The organism is Finegoldia sp. (assembly GCF_046991905.1).
Lineage (GTDB): Bacteria > Bacillota > Clostridia > Tissierellales > Peptoniphilaceae > Finegoldia.
The window spans coordinates 58,460-78,691 of record NZ_JBKWZF010000005.1 but is presented as its reverse complement, the minus strand read 5'-3'; the positions used below and the strand labels follow the sequence as shown (position 1 = coordinate 78,691).

At 28.9% G+C, this 20,232-nt stretch carries 17 protein-coding genes; 1 reads left to right on the top strand and 16 read right to left on the bottom strand.

Translation table 11 applies throughout. From position 1 onward, the window contains the following. The 6 genes from ACLUJM_RS03865 to ACLUJM_RS03840 form a co-directional block, all read right to left on the bottom strand. The coding region (locus ACLUJM_RS03865; RefSeq protein ID WP_412412246.1) for a collagen binding domain-containing protein at positions 1-3,343 on the bottom strand (3,343 nt) is incomplete at its 3' end. Next, a complete protein-coding gene (locus ACLUJM_RS03860) occupies positions 3,343-3,957 on the bottom strand; it encodes a SpaA isopeptide-forming pilin-related protein (RefSeq protein WP_412412245.1) in 615 nt (204 codons plus the stop codon). The genes ACLUJM_RS03860 and ACLUJM_RS03865, both read right to left, overlap by 1 nt. A gap of 1 nt (position 3,958) precedes the next feature. Continuing rightward, positions 3,959-4,825 (bottom strand): sortase, encoded by an 867-nt coding sequence (locus ACLUJM_RS03855; protein WP_412412244.1) that lies wholly within the window; start codon positions 4,823-4,825, stop codon positions 3,959-3,961. Positions 4,826-4,906: 81 nt separating this feature from the next. Further along, positions 4,907-6,691, bottom strand: coding sequence for a SpaH/EbpB family LPXTG-anchored major pilin (locus ACLUJM_RS03850; protein WP_412412242.1), 1,785 nt, complete (start codon positions 6,689-6,691; stop codon positions 4,907-4,909). Positions 6,692-6,785: 94 nt separating this feature from the next. Continuing rightward, positions 6,786-7,577: a class B sortase gene (locus tag ACLUJM_RS03845; RefSeq protein WP_412412241.1), complete on the bottom strand. Its 792-nt coding sequence runs from the start codon at positions 7,575-7,577 to the stop codon at positions 6,786-6,788. Positions 7,578-7,588: 11 nt separating this feature from the next. Then, the gene (locus tag ACLUJM_RS03840; protein WP_412412240.1) at positions 7,589-8,050 is read right to left on the bottom strand and encodes a hypothetical protein; all 462 of its coding nucleotides are present in this window, start codon (positions 8,048-8,050) and stop codon (positions 7,589-7,591) included. A gap of 173 nt (positions 8,051-8,223) precedes the next feature. On the opposite strand from ACLUJM_RS03840, the gene ACLUJM_RS03835 reads away from it, so the two are divergent. Beyond that, positions 8,224-8,982 carry a hypothetical protein gene (locus tag ACLUJM_RS03835; RefSeq protein ID WP_412412239.1) on the top strand — a complete coding sequence of 253 codons (759 nt, stop codon included), beginning with the start codon at positions 8,224-8,226 and terminating at the stop codon, positions 8,980-8,982. 56 nt (positions 8,983-9,038) lie between these two features. On the opposite strand, the gene ACLUJM_RS03830 is transcribed toward ACLUJM_RS03835, so the two are convergent. From ACLUJM_RS03830 to ACLUJM_RS03785, 10 genes are all read right to left on the bottom strand, one after another. Further along, positions 9,039-9,818: a hypothetical protein gene (locus ACLUJM_RS03830; protein ID WP_412412238.1), complete on the bottom strand. Its 780-nt coding sequence runs from the start codon at positions 9,816-9,818 to the stop codon at positions 9,039-9,041. A gap of 23 nt (positions 9,819-9,841) precedes the next feature. After that, on the bottom strand, positions 9,842-11,518 hold the full coding sequence (locus ACLUJM_RS03825; RefSeq protein ID WP_412412237.1) for a SpaA isopeptide-forming pilin-related protein: 1,677 nt from the start codon (positions 11,516-11,518) through the stop codon (positions 9,842-9,844). 212 nt (positions 11,519-11,730) lie between these two features. Then, complete coding sequence (locus ACLUJM_RS03820; RefSeq protein WP_412412236.1) at positions 11,731-13,380, bottom strand: cell wall-binding repeat-containing protein; 1,650 nt, start codon at positions 13,378-13,380, stop codon at positions 11,731-11,733. A gap of 34 nt (positions 13,381-13,414) precedes the next feature. Then, positions 13,415-13,912, bottom strand: a complete 498-nt coding sequence (locus ACLUJM_RS03815) for a restriction endonuclease (protein ID WP_412412235.1) — start codon at positions 13,910-13,912, stop codon at positions 13,415-13,417. Next, entirely contained in the window at positions 13,899-16,022 is a 2,124-nt protein-coding gene (locus ACLUJM_RS03810) for a hypothetical protein (RefSeq protein WP_412412234.1), read from the bottom strand. Before ACLUJM_RS03810 ends, ACLUJM_RS03815 begins: the two co-directional genes overlap by 14 nt. Continuing rightward, the gene (locus ACLUJM_RS03805; RefSeq protein ID WP_412412233.1) at positions 16,012-16,740 is read right to left on the bottom strand and encodes a hypothetical protein; all 729 of its coding nucleotides are present in this window, start codon (positions 16,738-16,740) and stop codon (positions 16,012-16,014) included. The genes ACLUJM_RS03810 and ACLUJM_RS03805 overlap by 11 nt, the downstream gene beginning before the upstream one ends. Before the next feature lie 17 nt (positions 16,741-16,757). Beyond that, on the bottom strand, positions 16,758-17,387 hold the full coding sequence (locus ACLUJM_RS03800; protein WP_412412231.1) for a hypothetical protein: 630 nt from the start codon (positions 17,385-17,387) through the stop codon (positions 16,758-16,760). Continuing rightward, on the bottom strand, positions 17,344-17,862 hold the full coding sequence (locus ACLUJM_RS03795; RefSeq protein WP_412412230.1) for a hypothetical protein: 519 nt from the start codon (positions 17,860-17,862) through the stop codon (positions 17,344-17,346). The genes ACLUJM_RS03800 and ACLUJM_RS03795 overlap by 44 nt, the downstream gene beginning before the upstream one ends. A 17-nt stretch (positions 17,863-17,879) precedes the next feature. Then, positions 17,880-18,191 carry a hypothetical protein gene (locus ACLUJM_RS03790; RefSeq protein WP_412412229.1) on the bottom strand — a complete coding sequence of 104 codons (312 nt, stop codon included), beginning with the start codon at positions 18,189-18,191 and terminating at the stop codon, positions 17,880-17,882. Positions 18,192-18,202: 11 nt separating this feature from the next. After that, the gene (locus tag ACLUJM_RS03785) at positions 18,203-20,221 is read right to left on the bottom strand and encodes a DNA topoisomerase (RefSeq protein WP_412412228.1); all 2,019 of its coding nucleotides are present in this window, start codon (positions 20,219-20,221) and stop codon (positions 18,203-18,205) included. Between the last annotated feature and the right edge of the window lie 11 nt (positions 20,222-20,232).

Here is a 20,232-nt window from a genome sequence, read left to right as displayed (position 1 = left end):
TTATTACTTGTTTATTGCTATCTAATAACTCAAATACTACTCCTGATAAAACATCTCCTGTTTTTCGGTCTTTCTTTGTTATTTTTATGACCCCATCATCTGGTGTTTTTTCATTGTAAATTGTAAGATTATCTGTTTTGTATGTGTTCGTTATTCTAGCTTGTTCCAAATCAGTCTTTAATATATATCCTGCCTTTGTAGACTTTTCTCTTACATAGTAATTTCCAACCTTTAAGCCTGTAAATTCAGCTATACCATATGAATTTGTTGTTGCTGTCTTTATTACTTGTTTATTGCTATCTAATAACTCAAATACTACTCCTGATAAAACATCGCCAGTTTTCATGTCTTTTTTCGTTATTCTTATGACACCATCTTCTGGCTCTGGTGTTTTTGTATTAGTCATCTCATAGGTTTCGGTTCCACCATCTATTACCCAATCCTCTTTAGTTTTATTATTAGACGGTTTTTGATATCCAGGGGCAGGCGTTGTTTCTTCAAAATAGTATTTATTAGAAATACCTGTATCTCTTACTTTGACTTCTATTTCGCCGTTATAGTCTGTCTCCATTTCATAAAACTTTGTTGAGGAATAATTTTCTTCATAATTTCCAGTATATCCAATTACTGGAACTGTTACGACTTTGTCAGACATTATTTGTCTTAGTTTAAACTTAGCACCTTTTATCGGAAGACCTGTTGCTGCATCAGTCTTTTTGAGTTTTACCGTTCCGTCTTTTGGCGTTTTTCTATTCGTCATCTCAAATCTTTCAGTTCCACCATGTATTATCCAATCTTCATTTGTTTTATTATTTGTAGGTAATTGATAACCTGGAGCCGGTGTTGTCTCTGTAAAATAATATTTATATTCTGATCCTGATTTGTCTACTTTAACTTCTATTTCACCATTAGCATCAGTTTCCATTTCTCTAAATCTAAGTGATGAATGGTCTTCTTTATAATTTCCTGAATAACCATATACTGGAATATAATATACGCTTCCATCAGAGTACTTTATGTTAAGTTCAAACTTAGCTCCTTTTATTGGAAGACCTGTTGTTGCATCAGTCTTTTTTAATTTTACTGTTCCACCTTCTGGAATATCTGGAACATTTTGGAAATTATAAGTCTTGTTTGCATCACCAGGCAAAGTAATTGTTTTTGTATCTGTTATTCTTGAATAACCGCTTGGTGCACTTACTTCCGAAATTCTATAAGTTCCACTTGGTAATCCAGTAAAAGATACTTTACCGTCATATCCAGTAGTTTTAGATATAATTCCAGGATTAGTACCAGAAACAGATATAGGCTCAACTTTAAATGTTGCACCACTTAAATTTTCGCCATTACTTTTATCAGTTTTCTCTATAGAAAAACCATAAGTTTTTTCGGTTGGGGGTATTATTTCAATATTTGCTCCAAAGAATCCGTAACCTGCTTGCGTACTTTGAGACGGGGAAACTGCTGCAAATAAAGCCCAAGATTTACCATCTGTGTCAAGCAGTCTAACCATAATCCCATGATTATCCTTTCTTACACCAGCAGCATGGAATGTTGGATCCCAAACTAATTTGTCGTTAACGCCTGCGTGAGCACAGTTTAGACTTAAACCAAAACCTTGCTTTATAATCATGTCAGCATTTCCTGAACCTGTTGCTCGTTGAGTATTAACATAAGAGTTTCTTGTATAATACTGTGTTCCTTTTTCATTACCCATTTCTTTACTAATTCTATCAGCGTCTGCTTGCGAAAGTTGATTTTGCAAAATCATCTTAACCGTTTGAGTAGTTCTATATTCTGAATCACTATAAGTGTTGGTAGCATATGTCGTTTCATAAGAAGGCTCTGGGAATCTCGCACCATAATCATTTACATTTCTAGTATTACTTGCCCCACTTAAATGCCAATAATCACCTTTTCTTGGTGTTGACGAAAAGTAAATTACTTTTTCGATTTTTTTTGAGGGATTACCAGCAAAAGAAACCAATGGCTTTACAAATGCCATTAGCGACCCAATTGTGTTAGATATATTCTTCACGAACGAATTAGACATTTTAATTTCAATTGAATCAGCCTGTGTAGGTTTTAATGGTATTTCTAATACCCCTTCTTTTTCATAATAAGTTACATCATTCAACTTTATTTCATGACCATTAACACGTATTTCGTCTATAGAATTCGCTTTAATTGAATTTCTTGATTCTGTATCTTTTGCTATTATTATCTTTGTATCGCTAGACATAGTATTTATTTTTGCTTTACCTCTAGATACTATATCTCCTTTTACAGATTTATTTTTTTCAATTGTTACATCTACATCCGTTTTCGTTTTATCAATGTCATTATTAATTCCTAATAAAAATTGGATACGTACTCTTCCAAGTCTAACATCGTTTTTGTTTTTATCTTGTTTGTCTTTGAAATCCTTTGGATATAATATATTTTTTGGAACGTACAATAATCCAGTTTCTTTTTCATAAATAACAGTATTTAAAATTGTTCCTGAATGGTTTGAATCAGCGATTATATATTGTAATAGTTGTGAGTTTTCTATTTTTGCTAAATTAGGCTTAGCTACATAATAATCAGCCTTTTCATTTACTTCATACAACGGAATAATCCCGTCAAATTGTGCCTCTACAGCTTTCCAATCATCTGATATTCCATCGCCATCTCTATCTTCCCATAATTCATCAAGATTTCTAGATTTAGTCTTTCTCATGTCAATTACTGTATTTGCAACTGTTACAATGTCCTTGGCAATTACACTAGTACCTTGACCTACTTTTGTTCTATCTGCTTTCAAAAGAATTTCAGCAATTATCTTTGAATCCTTGATGTTATCTTTGCTTTTGGCATCTCTTTTATCCTCTTCATCAGCCTTTTTATTTTCTTTTTTCTCTATTTCTATATTTGAGTTAGAAATTTCATTAGTTATTTCTTCTTTAATTTGAACTGGTTGATTGTTAGAATTTGTAAAGGTTGCCGAAATTTTAGCATCATTGATAATCGGAACATTTGCTATGCCTTCTTGAACTGGTAAATCTAAGATTTTATTATCCTTTGTTTCCAATTTAATAGACTTTGCCTCATATCCAAACTTTGGCTTAACCAACACTTTTATATTTGAACCCTTTTTATCTGTTATTGATTTGCTGTTTGTTTTTTCAAATAACAAAGTCCCATTTTTTGTACTTTCTATAGTAATTGTTGCTAGATTTTGTTCTTTACCCGCAAAAGACGTTGTAGCTCCAACAAATGAGGTTATTACTGATTGGAAAATTAGCATTAATGTTAATAAAAAAGTTATAAAAGTTTTACTGATTTTCTTAAACATATCCATTATTTTTCACCTACCTTTTTCTTGTTCGAATTAACAACTAAAAATACAATAGGGAAAATTAAAGCTATTGCTCCCAAAAGGTATTTTAAATCGATACCTCCTGTTTTATATATATCTGTTGATTCTCCTGGAGTTTCTTTTGATTCTTTTGGAGTTTCTTTTGTTGTTTTTGGGTAAACCTCAAAAACGTCACCCTTGTGTTTTACTGGTATTGGAGTTTTTATAGTCAAAACTTTATTATCCTTCATATAACCTTTAGGTGGTGTTTTTTGTTGAAACAAAAATTCACCGTTAGGCAATGTTTTTGTAAAAATATATGAGTTTTTCGATACTTTAAATGTATCAATTACATTATTATTTTTATCTTTGATAACCCAAATACCAGAGTTTAATGCTTTTCCACTAGATGTTGTTGCTGTAAACTTTATTTTATTTGTATGATAAATTGTATCATCTTTATTTAGCTTTTTATCTTTAACATCTTCTGTGATTTTAGTTTTCTCCAAATCCTTTGTATCTTGTGCAAAAGATTTATTTATTGGAGAAAAACTAAGCGAAAAGCAAAATGTTACAGCTACTACTGTACAAATTAATTTTTTGTTAATTTTAAACATTTTACCTCCTAGTTTTTTTGGACTTTCTTCTTTTAATAAAAAAGCTCATTACTAAACAAATTAAAATTATTATTATTAAAAGATTAATAGAATTAGCTAATAAAAAAGTATTAAAAAGAAATTTAGATTTGTTTTTGTTGATTTCGTTTAAAATCTTCTCATCAGTATTATCTGTTATTTTTGATAATCCTCCAGATATTATTAATCTTTTATTGTTTATAAGATAAGGCGTACAAGTTACTAAAGTTGATTGATTAAATGGCTTTTCATTGTATATTAAATTACCTTGTTTAGGTTCTATTACCTTTATTTCATATACCTTAAACTCTAGCAGTTTTTTGCCATTATCAATATAAAATTTATCGCCTTTTTCAAGTTTGTCTAAATTTTTAAAGATATTTTGATTAGTATTTAAAGTGCCTCTATGACCTGTTAATACCATGTTTGCGTTTTGATTCGGGTCTAAAGACAAAACCTCATCTGTTTTGTGTTTATATATTTGTTCATTATTACCTTTTAACATTGTGTCTCTTGATAATAAAACAACACCTCTATCCAAATTTAAATCTAGCATACCTTTTGTATCTTTATATATAGGTATTTCTTCTTTTATCTTTGGAATATTAATTATACCTATCGGAGTATCTTTTTCTAGTAACTCGTTTTTGCCCTTTCCTCTTATAACATTATCGAGATTAGTATTATCTTTACTACTTTTAGTCTTTTTAACTTCTTGTGATTTAAATGATTTTATAACTATTCTATTATTAATCTTATACTTAATATTTAACCCTATAGGAATTAAAAGCACGATAACCCCCAATGCCAACAATATTTTTGATAAAATATTTGATTTTGTTTTTTTCATAATTAACCTCCGAGATTATCGCGTTATTTTCTATATACTTTTTACTATTTTTCACGACTTATGTCTAGGATTTCTAAAATTTTATTGTAATGCTTTTCTTTCTTGTCTTTTAACCACAAAGTAACTTGCTGCTAATAAACCAATACCAATAGCGGCAAATATCATCGCACCTTTAGTACCTGTTCCTGGAATATTTTCTTCTGTTTTATAATTCTTTACATTTTGTAATGTTATAGTTTCCGTTTTTTCATTAATTGTGAAAGGTATAGAATCTTCTTTAATTCTATAATTTGCAGGTGATTTAATTTCATATACAACATATTTTCCGTATGGTAAGTTCTTAAATTCTACAACACCATCTTTAGCTGTAACTATATCTGCGTATTCTTTAGCTGTGCTTGGTAAAACAAACGCTTTTGATGTTTGAGCATCTTTTAAGTTCTTAACATTTTGGAATTTAATTGTTTCAGTAGTTTTGTCTCCTGGCTTAATTGGTACAAATGGTTTTTCAGTATCTAATCTGAAAATTCTAAATGTAGCACCATCAAGTGGAGTTTTACCATCAGATTGAGTTTTAACAAATTTTACAGAACCAAAATGTGGAGTTGTTTTTGTTTTGTTTGATGTTTTCTTATGTTCTACACCTGGTTGACCGTCTTTACCATTGTTATAGAATAGATCATAATCATTTTCGATTGTTACTTTTGTTACAACAGCTCCCTTAACCTTTGCTTTTACATATACATTAATCATTTTCCCTGGTTCTAAATCTTTGATTTTAGATTGTAAATCTACAGTTAATTCATTGCCTTTAATTGTAACGATTTTAGCTAATTCTTCTTTTGTAACAACATTAAGCTTATCATTACCATCTTGTGTTACTGATAAAACGTCTAATAATTGCAATCTATCATCTAATTTATCTTTCATTTTAAATATTGTATATTCTTTAATATCTGTTGGAGCTTTTACTTTCAGATTATACATGTAAGGTGTTTCCACGTTGATTGTGTTTTCTAAAACTTCTCCTTTTGGTTCCACTATTCTTTTTTCTGGAACTGGTGAAAGATAGTTTACCAATTTTTTTACATTTGTTATTGTAGAATCTTTAATTACAGGTTTATTGTTTTCTTGTGTAACCGTAAATGTATTAAGATTTTTATTAACTTCGTGTTTTTCTGCTGAAACTGTTTCAACTAATTCATATTTACCTTCTGGTAGATTATTGTATATAACTTTACCATCGGCTTTAGTTGTATAAGTTTTCTTATTTTTATCTTGCGTTTCTTTTGGAATAGTTTCCCATTCGGTAACCTTATTATCATTACCTATTGTTTTAGGTTTATGAGTTTGTCTTAATTCGAATGTAACATTTTCCAAAGGACTAATTGAATCATCGCCATATTTGATAAATTCTGCACCGATATTTAACGGTCTAGTTTTTGTTTGGAATTCAAATGTTTGGTTTTTTGACTCAACACCATTTTCAATTCTAGGAAATTCAACTTGTGCTGTTTTGCCATCTGTTCTTATATCTAGTAAATGTCCTGCTGCACGTCTGATTGGCTTTAATTGATATATTCCTTTTTGGTTTACCTTAACTTGTGCTGATCCATTTTTCAAAACAACTTTTTGAATTGAAACTGGTGATTTTTCGTTTATTGCTTCACCTGTTTCTAGAATCTTTTTCGTTCTAATTACTTCATATTCTGCTCCATCAGTTTCGTTGTTTGCAGCCTTTATATTAATCGTGTACATAGGTTGTGTATCTGCTGCAAATGAATTAATAGGAACAACTGATGTCAAAAGCAAAGCTGATAAAGCTAAGCTAGCTCCTATCTTTTTAATACCATTTTTTAAGTTCATTAAAAAACCTCCTTAATTTTACAAACATGGCTATTTGATTTTTGGCAAGGTTTAGAATCGCACTAAACTAAAACTATTCTTGCCATATTGACTATTACAAGTCAGATTTATTGTAATAGTCTACATTAATATTTTTTAACCTTTCTGGACTGTAGCATATTAGAACTGATCTTATCCCGTCATCAGTCCATGTTGTAGAATGACACGTTGATAAAATCAATATTTTGCCTCTGTTGTATTGAATATTTTCAAAATTGTCATCTGAAAATTTCGAAAGTTTTTTTATTTCGTTTTTCCATTCAACAAAATCTTTTGGATTTTTAAAGTTGACATCTAAATAGTTAAATTTGTTATCTGTTGAATAATTTAAAAATGCTACAACCTTATATTTATTGCCACTAACTCTATTTTCTGTAAAATATACCGTTTGATGATTGTTGTAAAATTGTTTATCTGAATAATTTGTTAAATCGTGGAAGGCATCTTTTCTTCCGTATCCTAAATTATGCCCGAATATAGGTTTTATCGACTTTTCAGGATCATATTTAGGAATAAACGGAGTACCAGCTAATGAATATCTTTTTTTCATGTTTTTTCGAAAGTAGTAATCAGATTTCATGACAGGAGTATCAATATGCGTTCCTTCTATTTTTAACCATCCAACATAGTCATTATTAATATTTTGCAAAGAAACATTATCTATAATTGTTGTTACTTGCTGAAATTTCTCTTCACTTATTTCCTCTTTTCTATCTATATTTTTATGTGTCGAAAATTCTTTCACATATTCATCGCTATTTGTGTTTGATATAAATTGTTCACAGTTGTATAAGCCCAATATGATTAATATAGATATAACAAGCGAAAAAAATATTTTTTTACCCATGTTATTACTCTCTATTCGTTTATTACATTAGGAGATGAAGCCTCTATCACTTCTATAACTTTTCCATCTTTTTTAACTACAATACTTCCATAATCATGTTCTTTATTATTCTTTTTATCTGTTATCTCATTTTTCTTTATATTTTGTTTGTTATCTATCACAAACTGTTTTGGACTTTCTTGAAGAGGAATGTTATTATTGTTGTTATTCTTTTTCTCACCATTTGTCTTGTTTTTATCTTTCTTACTGCTTATCGTATTTGAAGGAGAAGTGTTTATTTCTTGCATAATAGCCTCAATCTTTTTTTTATCATTTCTTTCTTTAGCTCTTTTTAATCTCATAAATTGTGTATCTTCTTCTGTTTTTTGTATTTCTTTCTCTTTTGGTACGTTTTTTTTAGTGCACCCCGTTATAGGTGACAACATTAACAATGCAAAAACTATAAACAAAAATTTACTTGCCTTTTTATTCAAAACTTAACCACATCCTTTCACCCTTGTTATACCCACAGAAATTAATTAATTGCAAAATACTCGTAAGCAAGGCAAGTAAAACTGTCATAGATAAATAAATAACATTAAAATGGCTTATTCGTAAACAGATATATAATAATAATGATAAATAGATAAACATAAAAGGAGAAGCTATGCACAATCAATATGTAGAAGATTTAAATAATGGTAGTAAAGTAGCATACGAATTTTTTAAAACATTAGGTAATGTTACTTCCTACTTAAATCAAAAGCTGTCAAACATTAACAAACAAACAAATTTAGGAAATAGAGACGACCAATATAAAGAAATATTAAAATCTTATTCCACAATAGAAAAAGATGATTTTGATATCATAAAGAGTTATGACAATTTACAAAATACTATTAACAAAAATATTAAAAACGAAAACCCCGATAAAGATATAGAAAATTCAAAAGATGAAAACGAAATTGAGTTTGTTGAGTTTGAACATTTGCAAAAAAATCTTTCTAATGTTGAAATACTATTAGAAAAACTTAAAGAAAACTTTAATTTAGAAGATTTTGAAAAATTAAAAGAAGAATTATCAACAATTACAGAAGATTTTAACTCTAGCATTGACGAGCTATCAAAAAAAATAAGTGATGACTTTTATAGCGGCAAAATATCAAAATTAGAGTACACAGATTTAACGGATAAAATTGACAGCGTTTGTTATGAAATAAAAAATAGAAATGTTTCTGAAAAAATCGAAGAGAACTTTCAAAACATTTATGACAATATGCAAGACTATAACCTAGATCAAAATAGCCTTGATTATATAGATTATAGGGATTATAACGACTTTTACGGTGTTAGTAACGAGTTTGATGAGAAATCTTTAGAACAAGAAAAACTATTAGATAAAGATGAAATTGAAAGAGAAATATAATTAGAAAAAGGTAGCAGATTTACCTGCTACCTTTTTTTGTATTTCACAATAGATGGCTAATCACCAACATGAAAACCATCTCGAATACCCCACATTTTGACATAATCGTATTCTGGATTTACAAATTTAGTTGGATCAAGCCCTTTTTCTAGCCCGCCACGAATCAGATACATTTGGTCACCACTAAATTCAGGCTTTGCATATACACTTGTATCTATAAAAGACTCCAATCCATATCTAATTTGGGACATTTGGTATTCATCAAATTCTGGCTTAGCATAAACACTGACATCAAGTCCTTTTTCTAAACCTAGTCTGATTTCACGCATTTGCAAAGCATTATATTCGGGCTTTCTGTATATGCCAACATTAACACCTGACTTTAACCCTTCACAAATTTCATTCATTTGTCTATAGTCGATTCGAGGATCCGCATAAACCCTGACATCGACTCCATAATAAAGGCCACTATTAATAGCATACATTTGTTGTTGGGAAAATGATGGATTTAAATAATAGCCAATATCAAGGCCAAGCTTCAAGCCACCTCTTAATGCTTGCATTTGACCGCTAGAAAAACATGGTTTTGCATACAACAAAACATCCAACCCATCTTCAAGCCCCCATCTGATTTGATACATTTGTTCATAATCAAACTCGGGTTTTGCATATACACTAACATCAAGCCCTTCTTCAAGACCTAACCTTATTTGTTTCATTTGCCAACAATTAAACTCTGGTTTAAGATAAACGCTAATATCAAGCCCTTGTTCTAATCCTAGTTCTATTTGTTCTTGTTGCAAATTATCGAATTGCGATAAATCTAATTCCGTCATTATCCTCTCTCCTTTTTAAATGCTTATAAATCAAAATCATCCATTATATCATGTTGATTGTTTCCTTTTTTCTTCTTATATAAGAAGAATCCTCCGCCGCCTATTAATGCTACGGCTAATGCTCCTAATACTATTTTGATAGGTGATTTTGATTTATTTTCTGATTTAACTTCTTGATTAGCCATTTCTTGTTCTAGTTTTTTATCGCTGTCTTTATCTCCTTCGATAAAGCCTTTTTCAACAGTATCATCTTCTTGCACAACTGGAACAGCTTTAGCTTTCATGTTCTTGTCAAAATTCACCGTTGCATTTGCAAATTTTTTGTCTACTGTTATAGTATTTGATTTATTATCACCCATTACAAAATAATATGCACCGTACTTTAAACTATTTAAAACCAATTCACCTTTATCATTTGATTCAAGTTTTTTCAATAATTTATCTGTATAGCCGTCATAAACCTCATAATAAGTTTTTTGTTTTTTATCATTTGTTATTTTTACCATATTATTTTCGATGGTAAATTCTTTCTTTTCTTTATCCTCTTTTAATGCTATATCAAATACTTGACCTGCTTTAAATGTTTGTCCTACTTCTAATACCTTTAATTTGTAGTTTCCTTTTTGTAGTGCATTTAAAACTATAGTGCCTGTTTGATCACTCATAGCCTCTCCCACTACCTTATTGTCTTTTTCTAAAGAAACCTTTATATCACTTACTGGCTTTTTGTTTTTATCTACTAGTTTTATATCAGCAGATGATGTCTTAGATTCAATTTTACTTGCTCCTACATTAACAGAGGAACTGTTATTTTCTGATTGAGGGGTACTTGTTTCAAAATTATATCCCATAGATTTATCATAATCATAATACGATTGATTACTAGGTGTACTTTCAAGAGGTCTATCAGCCGCTTTAACACTACCTAACTTTTCAGAAGATTTTGGTGGGTTATATGAAAAATCTTCGTTAGAATAATTAGGAGAGTGATTAGTTATAGTACCTGTAGATTGTTCTCTATTAGAGTTATTACTTGTTGTATTGTTGTTATTTACATTCGGATATAATGGATTAGTTATTTCCTCAACAACGTAATCTTTGATTTTATTATCATCATTAATCTCTATTATTGAACTTTTAATCCTTTCGACAGCATTTTCAATTATTTTAAAAGTTTTTTCAATATTTGTATCATTGTTCTCTAATTTTAATTGTTTTTCTAAAATATTTACTAATTCATTTAAGTAAAATTTTTGAGAATATGTTATCTTAGGATTTATTTCATCTATTTCTTTTAATAGCTTTTCTTTTCTTGGCTTGTAAATACTGTCTAGCATTTCATCATTGATTTTATCTGATGTTTTTACCTTGTCTTTCTCATTATCATTATTTTTATCTGTCTTATCTTCTTTCACAGCATTGGATATGTAACCATTAGATATTGATTCTTCTTTAGAATCTTCAACAGTTGTATTATCTATGCTTTCGACCTCTTCAAATTGTTCTTTTGCTTTTTCATATAAATTATCTAACTTTTCATTATTGCGTTGATTTTCTTTATTTTCTAAATATTCTAAAATATCCTTATAACTATCTGATGAGTTTAAATCTTCTACATCATTTGCATAAACATTATATGGCAAACAAGAACCCATAATAATTGCTAGTGCCATAACTTTTGATAATAATTTCTTATTCATTGAATTTCTCCTTATTTTCAATATCCTACTTTTGTTATACCCACAAAAAGTTAGTATTTTATTTAATGAAGCAAAAATATAGAAAAGGTTAGCATAAATGACAGAAATTCTGTCATAGAGGGTGTCGTGTCACTTTTTTTGTCGGAAAACCTCAATTTTACGGGGGAATAAAAAAAGAAGGAACTAGATTTATAAAACCTAGTTCCTTAAAATTATCTTTTAGCTTTTCTATAACCCGCATTAATTGCATCTTGTTCTGTTTCGAATAATACCAAATTCTTATCACTTATTTTATCGTAGGATGCTTGCCCTGGCATGTGGTATATCATGCTCTTTCTATTACCATGGACAATACCCTTTCCAACAGGCTTTGTTTGTTTAGGAGAAGGTTTTTTTGTAGTTTTGTGATTAGTATTATTAGCAACAATACCACCCCTCCACAAACCTATATTATTATCTTTGGCTGTTTTTTCTATTTGTCTGAATTCATCTACATATTTTACATCTGGTGGAAATACCGATACTTGTGCAAATCCATTAGCTAAAAGCATTGCATTGAAGCAATTTTCTTTTAAGACTTTTGTGTTTATTTTCGCTGTTGGTTCTTTTATCCAAACATATCTTAACAATCTCGAATATCTATCTCGTTCGGATACATCTTTTTCAAGATATACAGTTTTCCCTACTGGTAGCATCTTTTTAGTATACGCACTTGCCTCTTTTCCAAAATATTCTACACCTTTTTTAGGATGCTTAGTCTCCGGTGTATTAACAAGCACCATTCTAATTTTTTCAGAAGTTCCATTGTTTCTTTTCACAACAATTGTATCACCATCTACTACTCTCTGAACAACAGCTTTCTCAAAGTTATATAATTTTTTTTGAGGTTGTTTTGTATCATTTTTAGAAAGCTTTACTGCTAATTCTTCGATTGTTTTATTTTGTAAGATATTGTCTTCGACTGAAGCTTTTCCACCAACTATAACAACTTTTTTCAAACTGTTTAAATAATCTTTTGAAGATTTATTTAAGTTTTTATTAGACGTTAGTATTATCGGTGCATTGTATTTCTTAGTTAGACTTACGGCTGATAAGCTATCTGCAAAGACATTTGCATTTGATAAAATTGCTGTATCGTTACTAGCGAATGATTTCTTAGCAATTTCTAAAGCTGTTTCATACCTATCTTTTCCTGAGATTCTTTCTCCTGTAAAACCATTTAATGGCAATAAGTTTTTCCCACCTACTGCAATCTCGTTTAATCCGGATTTTGGATAACTAACACCGTCACTCAATACCATAACAGACTTATGATTTACCATATATCCTGCTGCCGCTAAGGCATCTGGGAAGTTATTACCACTAACGATTAGTAGATTTTCTGGATTAACGAACTCTTTAGTCTTTTCCATAACTTTGACCGAAGTATCATATCTGTCTCTCCCAGCTAGTCTTTCGATTTTTGCGTTCTTTGTTATTGACTTTATTTCCGGCTCAATTCTTTCCTTATTTAACGCTTTTTCTCCACCTACGATATAGACATTTTTCGGATTTAACCTTTCAATCTCCGATTTTGTCTCTGTGTCAAGATTATTAGGTGACGATAATAACAAAGGTGCATTTAGAGCTGCTGCTAATTGACCCGATGATAAGGCATCTGGGAAATCAAAACCATTAGCAATTACAACGTTATTGGAACTTTCAAAAGAATTTTTAGAAATATTAACTGATGTTTCTATTCTATTTCTTCCAGAAATTCTTTCAACCTTTTCTACACTTGCTTTTGTGATTGTCGGTGCTATACACATTGACAATGCTAGAGATGTAGCAAGAACTCTTTTTAATAAATTTTTCTTTTTCACACTAAACTCCTTTAATATATTTAATATAATTATATCACAAAATCTTAGCTAATTTGCTTCTGTCAATTAGAATAACATTAGTTTCCTTAGCTAGATTCTTTGCTGGTTTTGTAAAATAACTATTCGTTAATACCATTGCTGTATCTGTTTTATAGAAAGCCTTCGCCGCTATAACTTCTTGTATTGCTTTAACACCTACATTACGGTTATATCTTTTAATTTGAATGGCGATAGACTTTTTATTTTTTATCGCAATTAGATCTACCCCATAATCTTTCGTAGCTTTAGTAAGTTTGGTTGTGTAACCCATTTTTTGAAACTTCGCATCTACCAAGTTCTCAAACTCTATTCCATCCATGTAATCTATTTTAGAAAAATCGTAATTCTTGTATTTGTTTATTTTTAATTTTCTTTTTAGACGTTTAAAAAATGTTTTTATAACGATTAACACAAAGCTTAAGAAAAAAATCAGTCCTATTATAAAAGTAATAGGATTGTTTTCGTAAAAAGTTTTCAAACTATATAAAACCATAATTTTTAGCCCTGTTATAACATAGAATATCTAATATTTCGAAAATCTCTTCTTTATCTTTTATAGATAAGCTTGGATAATGTTTAAATAAGTAGCTTCTGTAAAAGTACATCACAGCTTTTGAATCTACTTTTTGTTTTTCTGTTTTTCCATTCTCCTTAACAACTTTGTGGTCAAATGGCTCGTTTACAGAAATAACTTCGTAAAGCTTATATAACTCTTTTGCTATTTCACAATACTTTTCAAGATTATTTTCAAATTTTTCCATTTTATTCTTTTGATAGTCTTGTATATGATTACTACCTTTTATTTTTCTTGTTGAAAACTTCTCATGATATTCATTGTATCTTTCATCTAACTTGTCTTTTTCTATCATTATTTCTATTTCATTTATCGGCAGAGGGTTGTTTAAAATATATACATTCATTAATCGAATAATATCTATTATCTCTTCCACCTTCAAATTCTCGTAAAACAATTCAGAAATATATTTAAACAATGTGTTGTTTCTTTGACCTTGTTGGATATTATATATATCGTATTTATTCCTTGCCATCGGATATAGATAATACGGTAATTCTACAAGATTAGAAAACATATCCTCTATTGATCCGCCATTAAGAAAATATCTATTTTCGTTTTCTCCGTAAATTTTCGCATAACAGTCTTTACCGCCTGCCTTTATATCTACCGTAATACCAATTGGCGTAACCTGTTTTACAACATTTGTAAAATCATATTTGCCTTTCTTGAAATAGAAATGATATCCATTCGGCGTTTTCATTATAGTTGTTGGTATTTTAAAATCCGTTAATAACTTTACTAGCTTTTCACCTTGCTCTATATCATCAACATCGACTAAAACCAAATCATCTGGGATAATAAGACCATAATCTGAATATTCTAGTATCTGATTATATGATAATGGATTTTTGTAACTAAAATCTTTGATTGGAATTTTAGAATCCTTACACAACGGAATGAATTTTAATTGCATTAAATTTCCCCCTCTTACATAATCTCTTGCCTGTTTATTTGCAATATTTATATAATAATCTTTATCTAAGTCTTTGTAATCATCGTCTAGGTTAATTACCACTCTTGGATTTGGTGGTAGTGAATTAACTAAAACATTTGTATTTCCTTTTACCTTGTATATACTATTATATTTTTTATCTTTACTTGCTAATATCCTAATTGATTGACTGTGATACATATCTATATTTCCTATCTTTTGTACCACACTATCGAAACTATCTCCAATGTTACGATATATTAAAAATTCTCTTAAATCACTACAGCCGTTAATATACTCTTCGATATTTTCATTATTAATGAAATGATTTATAATAGCTTTTTTTTCGATATCACAATCCTCGTAAATCTTCGCTTTATCTAAATTCATTCCGTATCTTAGAATATCACCTTTTATCTTAATTTCATCACCCTTAGCTAAGTAATTGTTTATATTCTTTTGAAATATTTTTTTAAACTCATTAACCTTATATTGTAATCCTAAATCTCTAAAATAGTTTTCCGATACATCTAAAACATCTTTTTTTATTTGATTATCTACGAGAAATATTACACCATCCGTATTAACGTTAATAAGCACTAATCCTTTAAATTCGATTAACAACAATAGGTATCTAAACATTATCTCTTCACCTAGATAACATATTGCTCTGCCTTTTTCTAAATCATAATATTTACTAGATTTTTGTAAAATACTCCCGTAAAAATTGTTTATAAGAGGTTTTAACGATTTGTTTCCATTCTCATTTTTTTCTTTTAATAACTTTTTAAAACGCTCTTTTGAATTATCAGAAAACCCACCTGGAAATAAATCATAATTACATATTAAAGATGGATATTGCGAATCTATGTCTATGTTAATTATAGTGTAGTTTTCATTAGAATTATAAATAGAATTTTTTGTAGCAGCATGAATTCCACCAGACCTTAAATAAACAAAAAAATCTTCAATATAGCCCAAATCTTTTAAGTTGTATTTAATATATTGTTTTTCTGTTGTTTTCTGTGCTATCTCAAAAAACGCTTTTACTTCTTTCGGAAACTCTTTTATATAATTTGTAAAATTACTCTTCAAGCTCCACCAACCTTCCAATTAATTCCTTGTCTGTCATATTTAATGCGTTATTAATTACATTTAAGTATTGAACTCTTGTTTTATAATAAGTATTTCTATCGTTCAGTATTTTTATATAGACATTAAATTGTTTTTTTACTCTATCCATAGGTGATTTAAAATATAAATCAGAAATTAGATGATTATTAATCTCATCTTTAGTTAAAGTTGTTTTGAAATTGTTCTTTAAATCTATGATTCTTAAAAATGGGAACTTCGGCTCTTTAATTTTTATATTTGTTTCGTATTCAAAAATTTTATACCCTCTCACACCCTTTTTAAGAAGGTTTTCGACACGCAAGAGACCATTTATATCAAGAGAATATAAAAGCCCCTTTAAAAGCCATATATCGCGATATTTTATGTCAAAGCCTATTAATTCCAAATCTTTTTTATATAAAAGGTCAGATAATTCTTTCTTGCTAAATTTAAATAACAAAATATTATCAGTATCTGTTATTTCTTTTATTTCACGTTCAAAAATGATTTTTTCTATAAAAGAATCCAATTTATATAACGCTGTATAAAAAATATTATGGTAAATGAAACAATCGAAAAGACAATATGTTTTTTCTGAAATTTCTAAAAAATTTTCATAAATATTTTCGTTTATTACTTCATCATTTTCATTTGTGGAAAACTTTATGAACTTTTGCAGATCATTTAAATATTCAGCCAAAATTTCCTCCTAAAAAATTAAGCCCCCGATAGTGAAGGCTTTTTTAATAAACTAACCGTAGACAAAATTATAATTTCTATTACAACTATAACAGAAATTATTTCCACTACAGATATCTTTTGAGTTTTCATTAAAGAATTAATAACAAAAGCTAATACAATTATTGAACTATGACCTACAACAAAGTACATGAAATATTTCCTTTCCTTAGTCTTTTTCGTATTAAGCTTTTTTATATAATCTCTTATCGCTTGAACTTTTGTCTTTTTACTTTCGCTGTAATCTTTGAACATCATATACGACAATATTCTTAGAATTGTTAACGTAATTACTATAACCAAATTTGACATCGGTACTAAATAGCTAATGTAATTTAAGAAAAAACCATAACCAAAAAATATTGATAGCTCGAAAAAACTCTTTTGCAAAGTATCTATTAAAATTGTAGAAATCTTCTTAGGATTTTTTTTCAAGTTAAAAATCACTACTACATTCAAAAGTAACGTTATTAATACAAACAAGTATTTCAAGTTATTGAATAAAGAAAAGATCAATAAACCATTACCTAATCCATATATAGCCGATATTAGTAATATTTTAAAATTATCTTTCAAGGTCGTTAAAGTATGGTCTTGGATCGTTGACATCTTTCATACCATCTCCATCTGTGTCGATAAAATCATTTTGTAGAGGGTGAGTATCTATATAATCGGGAATACCATCCATATCTGTATCTCTATTATAATATTGACGATTATTGTACTCAATTTCCTTGTTTTGTTCAACTTCTCTTTGTCTATTCTCTAATTGCTTATTTTTCAATGAGTTTAAAAACATTAAAAACGATACATTGTTTATATCTTTTAATCCGTCATTATTCTTAATTAGTCTATTTATATCCCTGCCATTTGTTATATGATTAAGTTTTATCTTATAATTAGATTGTAGAAACTCATCTATTCTATCGTACAATTCGTTATCGTCTAATTTATATGCTTGTTCACTATTAAAATAGCTGTTATTGTACTCTTTAGCTAAATTAAGAATTAAGCCTTCTTCGTCATGAATCGTTGTTTTGTTATTATCTTCGTTAATATCACTTGAAACATCGAATATCTTCATTTTAATTTCCCCCTTTATTATTTTAAAAATATTCCAATAACAATCGTAACTATAAATGGAACCATTGCATAAGGTAATACTTTTGAAACAAATGGTTCATTGTTTTTGTAATTCACATAAGCTTTAATACCAAATGTCATAATTGATCCAAAGATTATAAGATTTGAAATTATTATCTCAAACAAATTTTTGTTGAAGAAAAAAAACAACACAGCTAAGACTATTAAAATCCCTGTTCCATAACCTACAAATTTAACATCTGACATGTTTTCATAGGTAGCTTTATAAATCTTTTCAAAAAAACCTGTTTTATTATTTTTATCTTGCATTACAACACCCCTTACTTTTTGTATTTATTTTTAGGAAAATCTACAGATATATTTGTTTTATCGTCTTCTTCATGTACTCTAAAAATAGCACTATACTTTTCGCCTTTTTTACTTTTTAGACCTTTTATCATAACCCCTGAATTTGAACATAATTGTCTAATAAATTCATCAGTTATTGTTTTTTCTTTAATTCCAAAACTTTCAAAAAACTTATTTTTCTTCCAAATCTCAAAACTACAGTTTTCCTCTTCACAAGCATATTTTAATCCTTGATTTAAAACTTTTTTACCGCAGAACGGACAATCGCATACTTCAATTCTCAAATCATCTAAATTTTTTACTCTTTCTATTTCGTTTTCTATATATTTTTCTATGAAATTTAAGAATTTGGTTTGTTCGATTTTTCCTAGTCTTACATCTTCTAGTTTTTCTTCTAATGCAGCAGTTAATTCTACAGTTTTAATCTGTTTTGATAAAAGTTTATATAAAACTCTAGCAATACTTGTTGATTTTAATGTCTTTTTACTTCTTTCTAGATATTTGTATTCAACAAGCTTTTCTATTATTGAATCTCTTGTTGCTGGCGTTCCTATTCCACCCTTGTATTTTTCGTCAATGTCTTTTAAGTTTTCCATTGAAGACACAATTGTCGCATCCGTAAATCGTGCTTTAGGCTTTGTTTTAGTTTTTTTTATTTCTAAATCACATTGAAAACTTTGCCCTTTACTTAAATCTAATTCATCCCTATATTCCAATTTGTTATATTGAATTTTATTAAAGCCCTCTTGAATTGCTTTTCTTTTTTTTCCAGAGAAATCATCATTAAGCTGAATATCTTGTTCTATATATTCGAAATCTTTCATCGTAGCTTCGATCATTCTTCTTGAAATTAAATCATATATGTTTCTTTCATCAGTAGACAAGTTATCAATTTCATTAGTTTTTGTATTTACAATTATAATTGCATAGTGGGCTTCTTTCTGTGCCTTTTCATCGTTTATACATTTTTGAGTGCCTTCGATATCATCTTTTTCTATAAACCACGCTAAATACAAGTTTTTTAGTGTTTCAGAAAATGATTCTTCTAAATCAGCTGGTAAATATTCCATATTACTTCTTGGATATGATGTTATTCCCTTTAAATACAAGCTTTCTAGGATATTTAAGGTTTGCTTTAGTGTATAGCCGTATTCAACGTTAGCTTGTTGTTGTAATGTAGATAATTTAAACAACTTAGGTGCTTTCTTCTTTTTCTTCTCTTCTACTATATCAATTACAGCAAAATCTTTTAAGTCACTAAATTTATCACATTCTTCGGGTGTTTCAAATTTCCTTTTAAATTGAAATCCATTATACTCACCAACTAAATTATATATATCGCTTTCTACGAAATTTTCTATTTCTAAGTCTCTTTCAATTATTAAACATAGTGTCGGGGTCATTACACGACCTATTACAAACTTTCTGAAAAACTTAAACATATATAGTCTAGATAAGTTCATTCCTATTAGCCAATCCGCTTTACTTCTAGAATCAGCCTCTAGGTAATACCCGTCATATTCTCTTATGTCTTTTCTTTCTTCTAAAGCTTTTAATAAACCTTCTTTGTTTGTTGTGTTACACCACATACGAGTAACTTTTATATTCTTTTCATCTATATCTAGTTGATTATATAAGAGCCTAAATATTAACTCCCCTTCTCTTTCAGCATCGCAAGAATTAATTATCTCATCATATTTATTAGCCTTTAATAGATCCTCAATTTTTTTAAATTGATCTTTATTCCCTGTTAACTTATATTGATATCTATCTGGTATCATAGGTAAATCGTCTATACTACTATCAGCCCATTTTTTATCCCAGCCTTGGTTTTCATATTCGTTCGGCTCTTTTAATCCAAACAAATGACCCCAAGTCCATGTTACATGACAATCCAATACCTCATAATAGCCATCTTCTGGTTTATACTTGCCAATTGAATCGGCAATTTTTTGTGCCATGTCTTTTTTTTCTGCTACTATTAACTTCAAGTCTACACTCC

Coding starts and splice junctions, on each gene's coding strand:
- ACLUJM_RS03860 (WP_412412245.1), bottom strand. CDS start 3,957: ATGTTTAAAATTAACAAAAAATTAATTTGTACAGTAGTAGCTGTAACA.
- ACLUJM_RS03855 (WP_412412244.1), bottom strand. CDS start 4,825: ATGAAAAAAACAAAATCAAATATTTTATCAAAAATATTGTTGGCATTG.
- ACLUJM_RS03850 (WP_412412242.1), bottom strand. CDS start 6,691: ATGAACTTAAAAAATGGTATTAAAAAGATAGGAGCTAGCTTAGCTTTA.
- ACLUJM_RS03845 (WP_412412241.1), bottom strand. CDS start 7,577: ATGGGTAAAAAAATATTTTTTTCGCTTGTTATATCTATATTAATCATA.
- ACLUJM_RS03835 (WP_412412239.1), top strand. CDS start 8,224: ATGCACAATCAATATGTAGAAGATTTAAATAATGGTAGTAAAGTAGCA.
- ACLUJM_RS03830 (WP_412412238.1), bottom strand. CDS start 9,818: ATGACGGAATTAGATTTATCGCAATTCGATAATTTGCAACAAGAACAA.
- ACLUJM_RS03825 (WP_412412237.1), bottom strand. CDS start 11,518: ATGAATAAGAAATTATTATCAAAAGTTATGGCACTAGCAATTATTATG.
- ACLUJM_RS03815 (WP_412412235.1), bottom strand. CDS start 13,912: ATGGTTTTATATAGTTTGAAAACTTTTTACGAAAACAATCCTATTACT.
- ACLUJM_RS03800 (WP_412412231.1), bottom strand. CDS start 17,387: ATGTCAACGATCCAAGACCATACTTTAACGACCTTGAAAGATAATTTT.
- ACLUJM_RS03795 (WP_412412230.1), bottom strand. CDS start 17,862: ATGAAGATATTCGATGTTTCAAGTGATATTAACGAAGATAATAACAAA.
- ACLUJM_RS03790 (WP_412412229.1), bottom strand. CDS start 18,191: ATGCAAGATAAAAATAATAAAACAGGTTTTTTTGAAAAGATTTATAAA.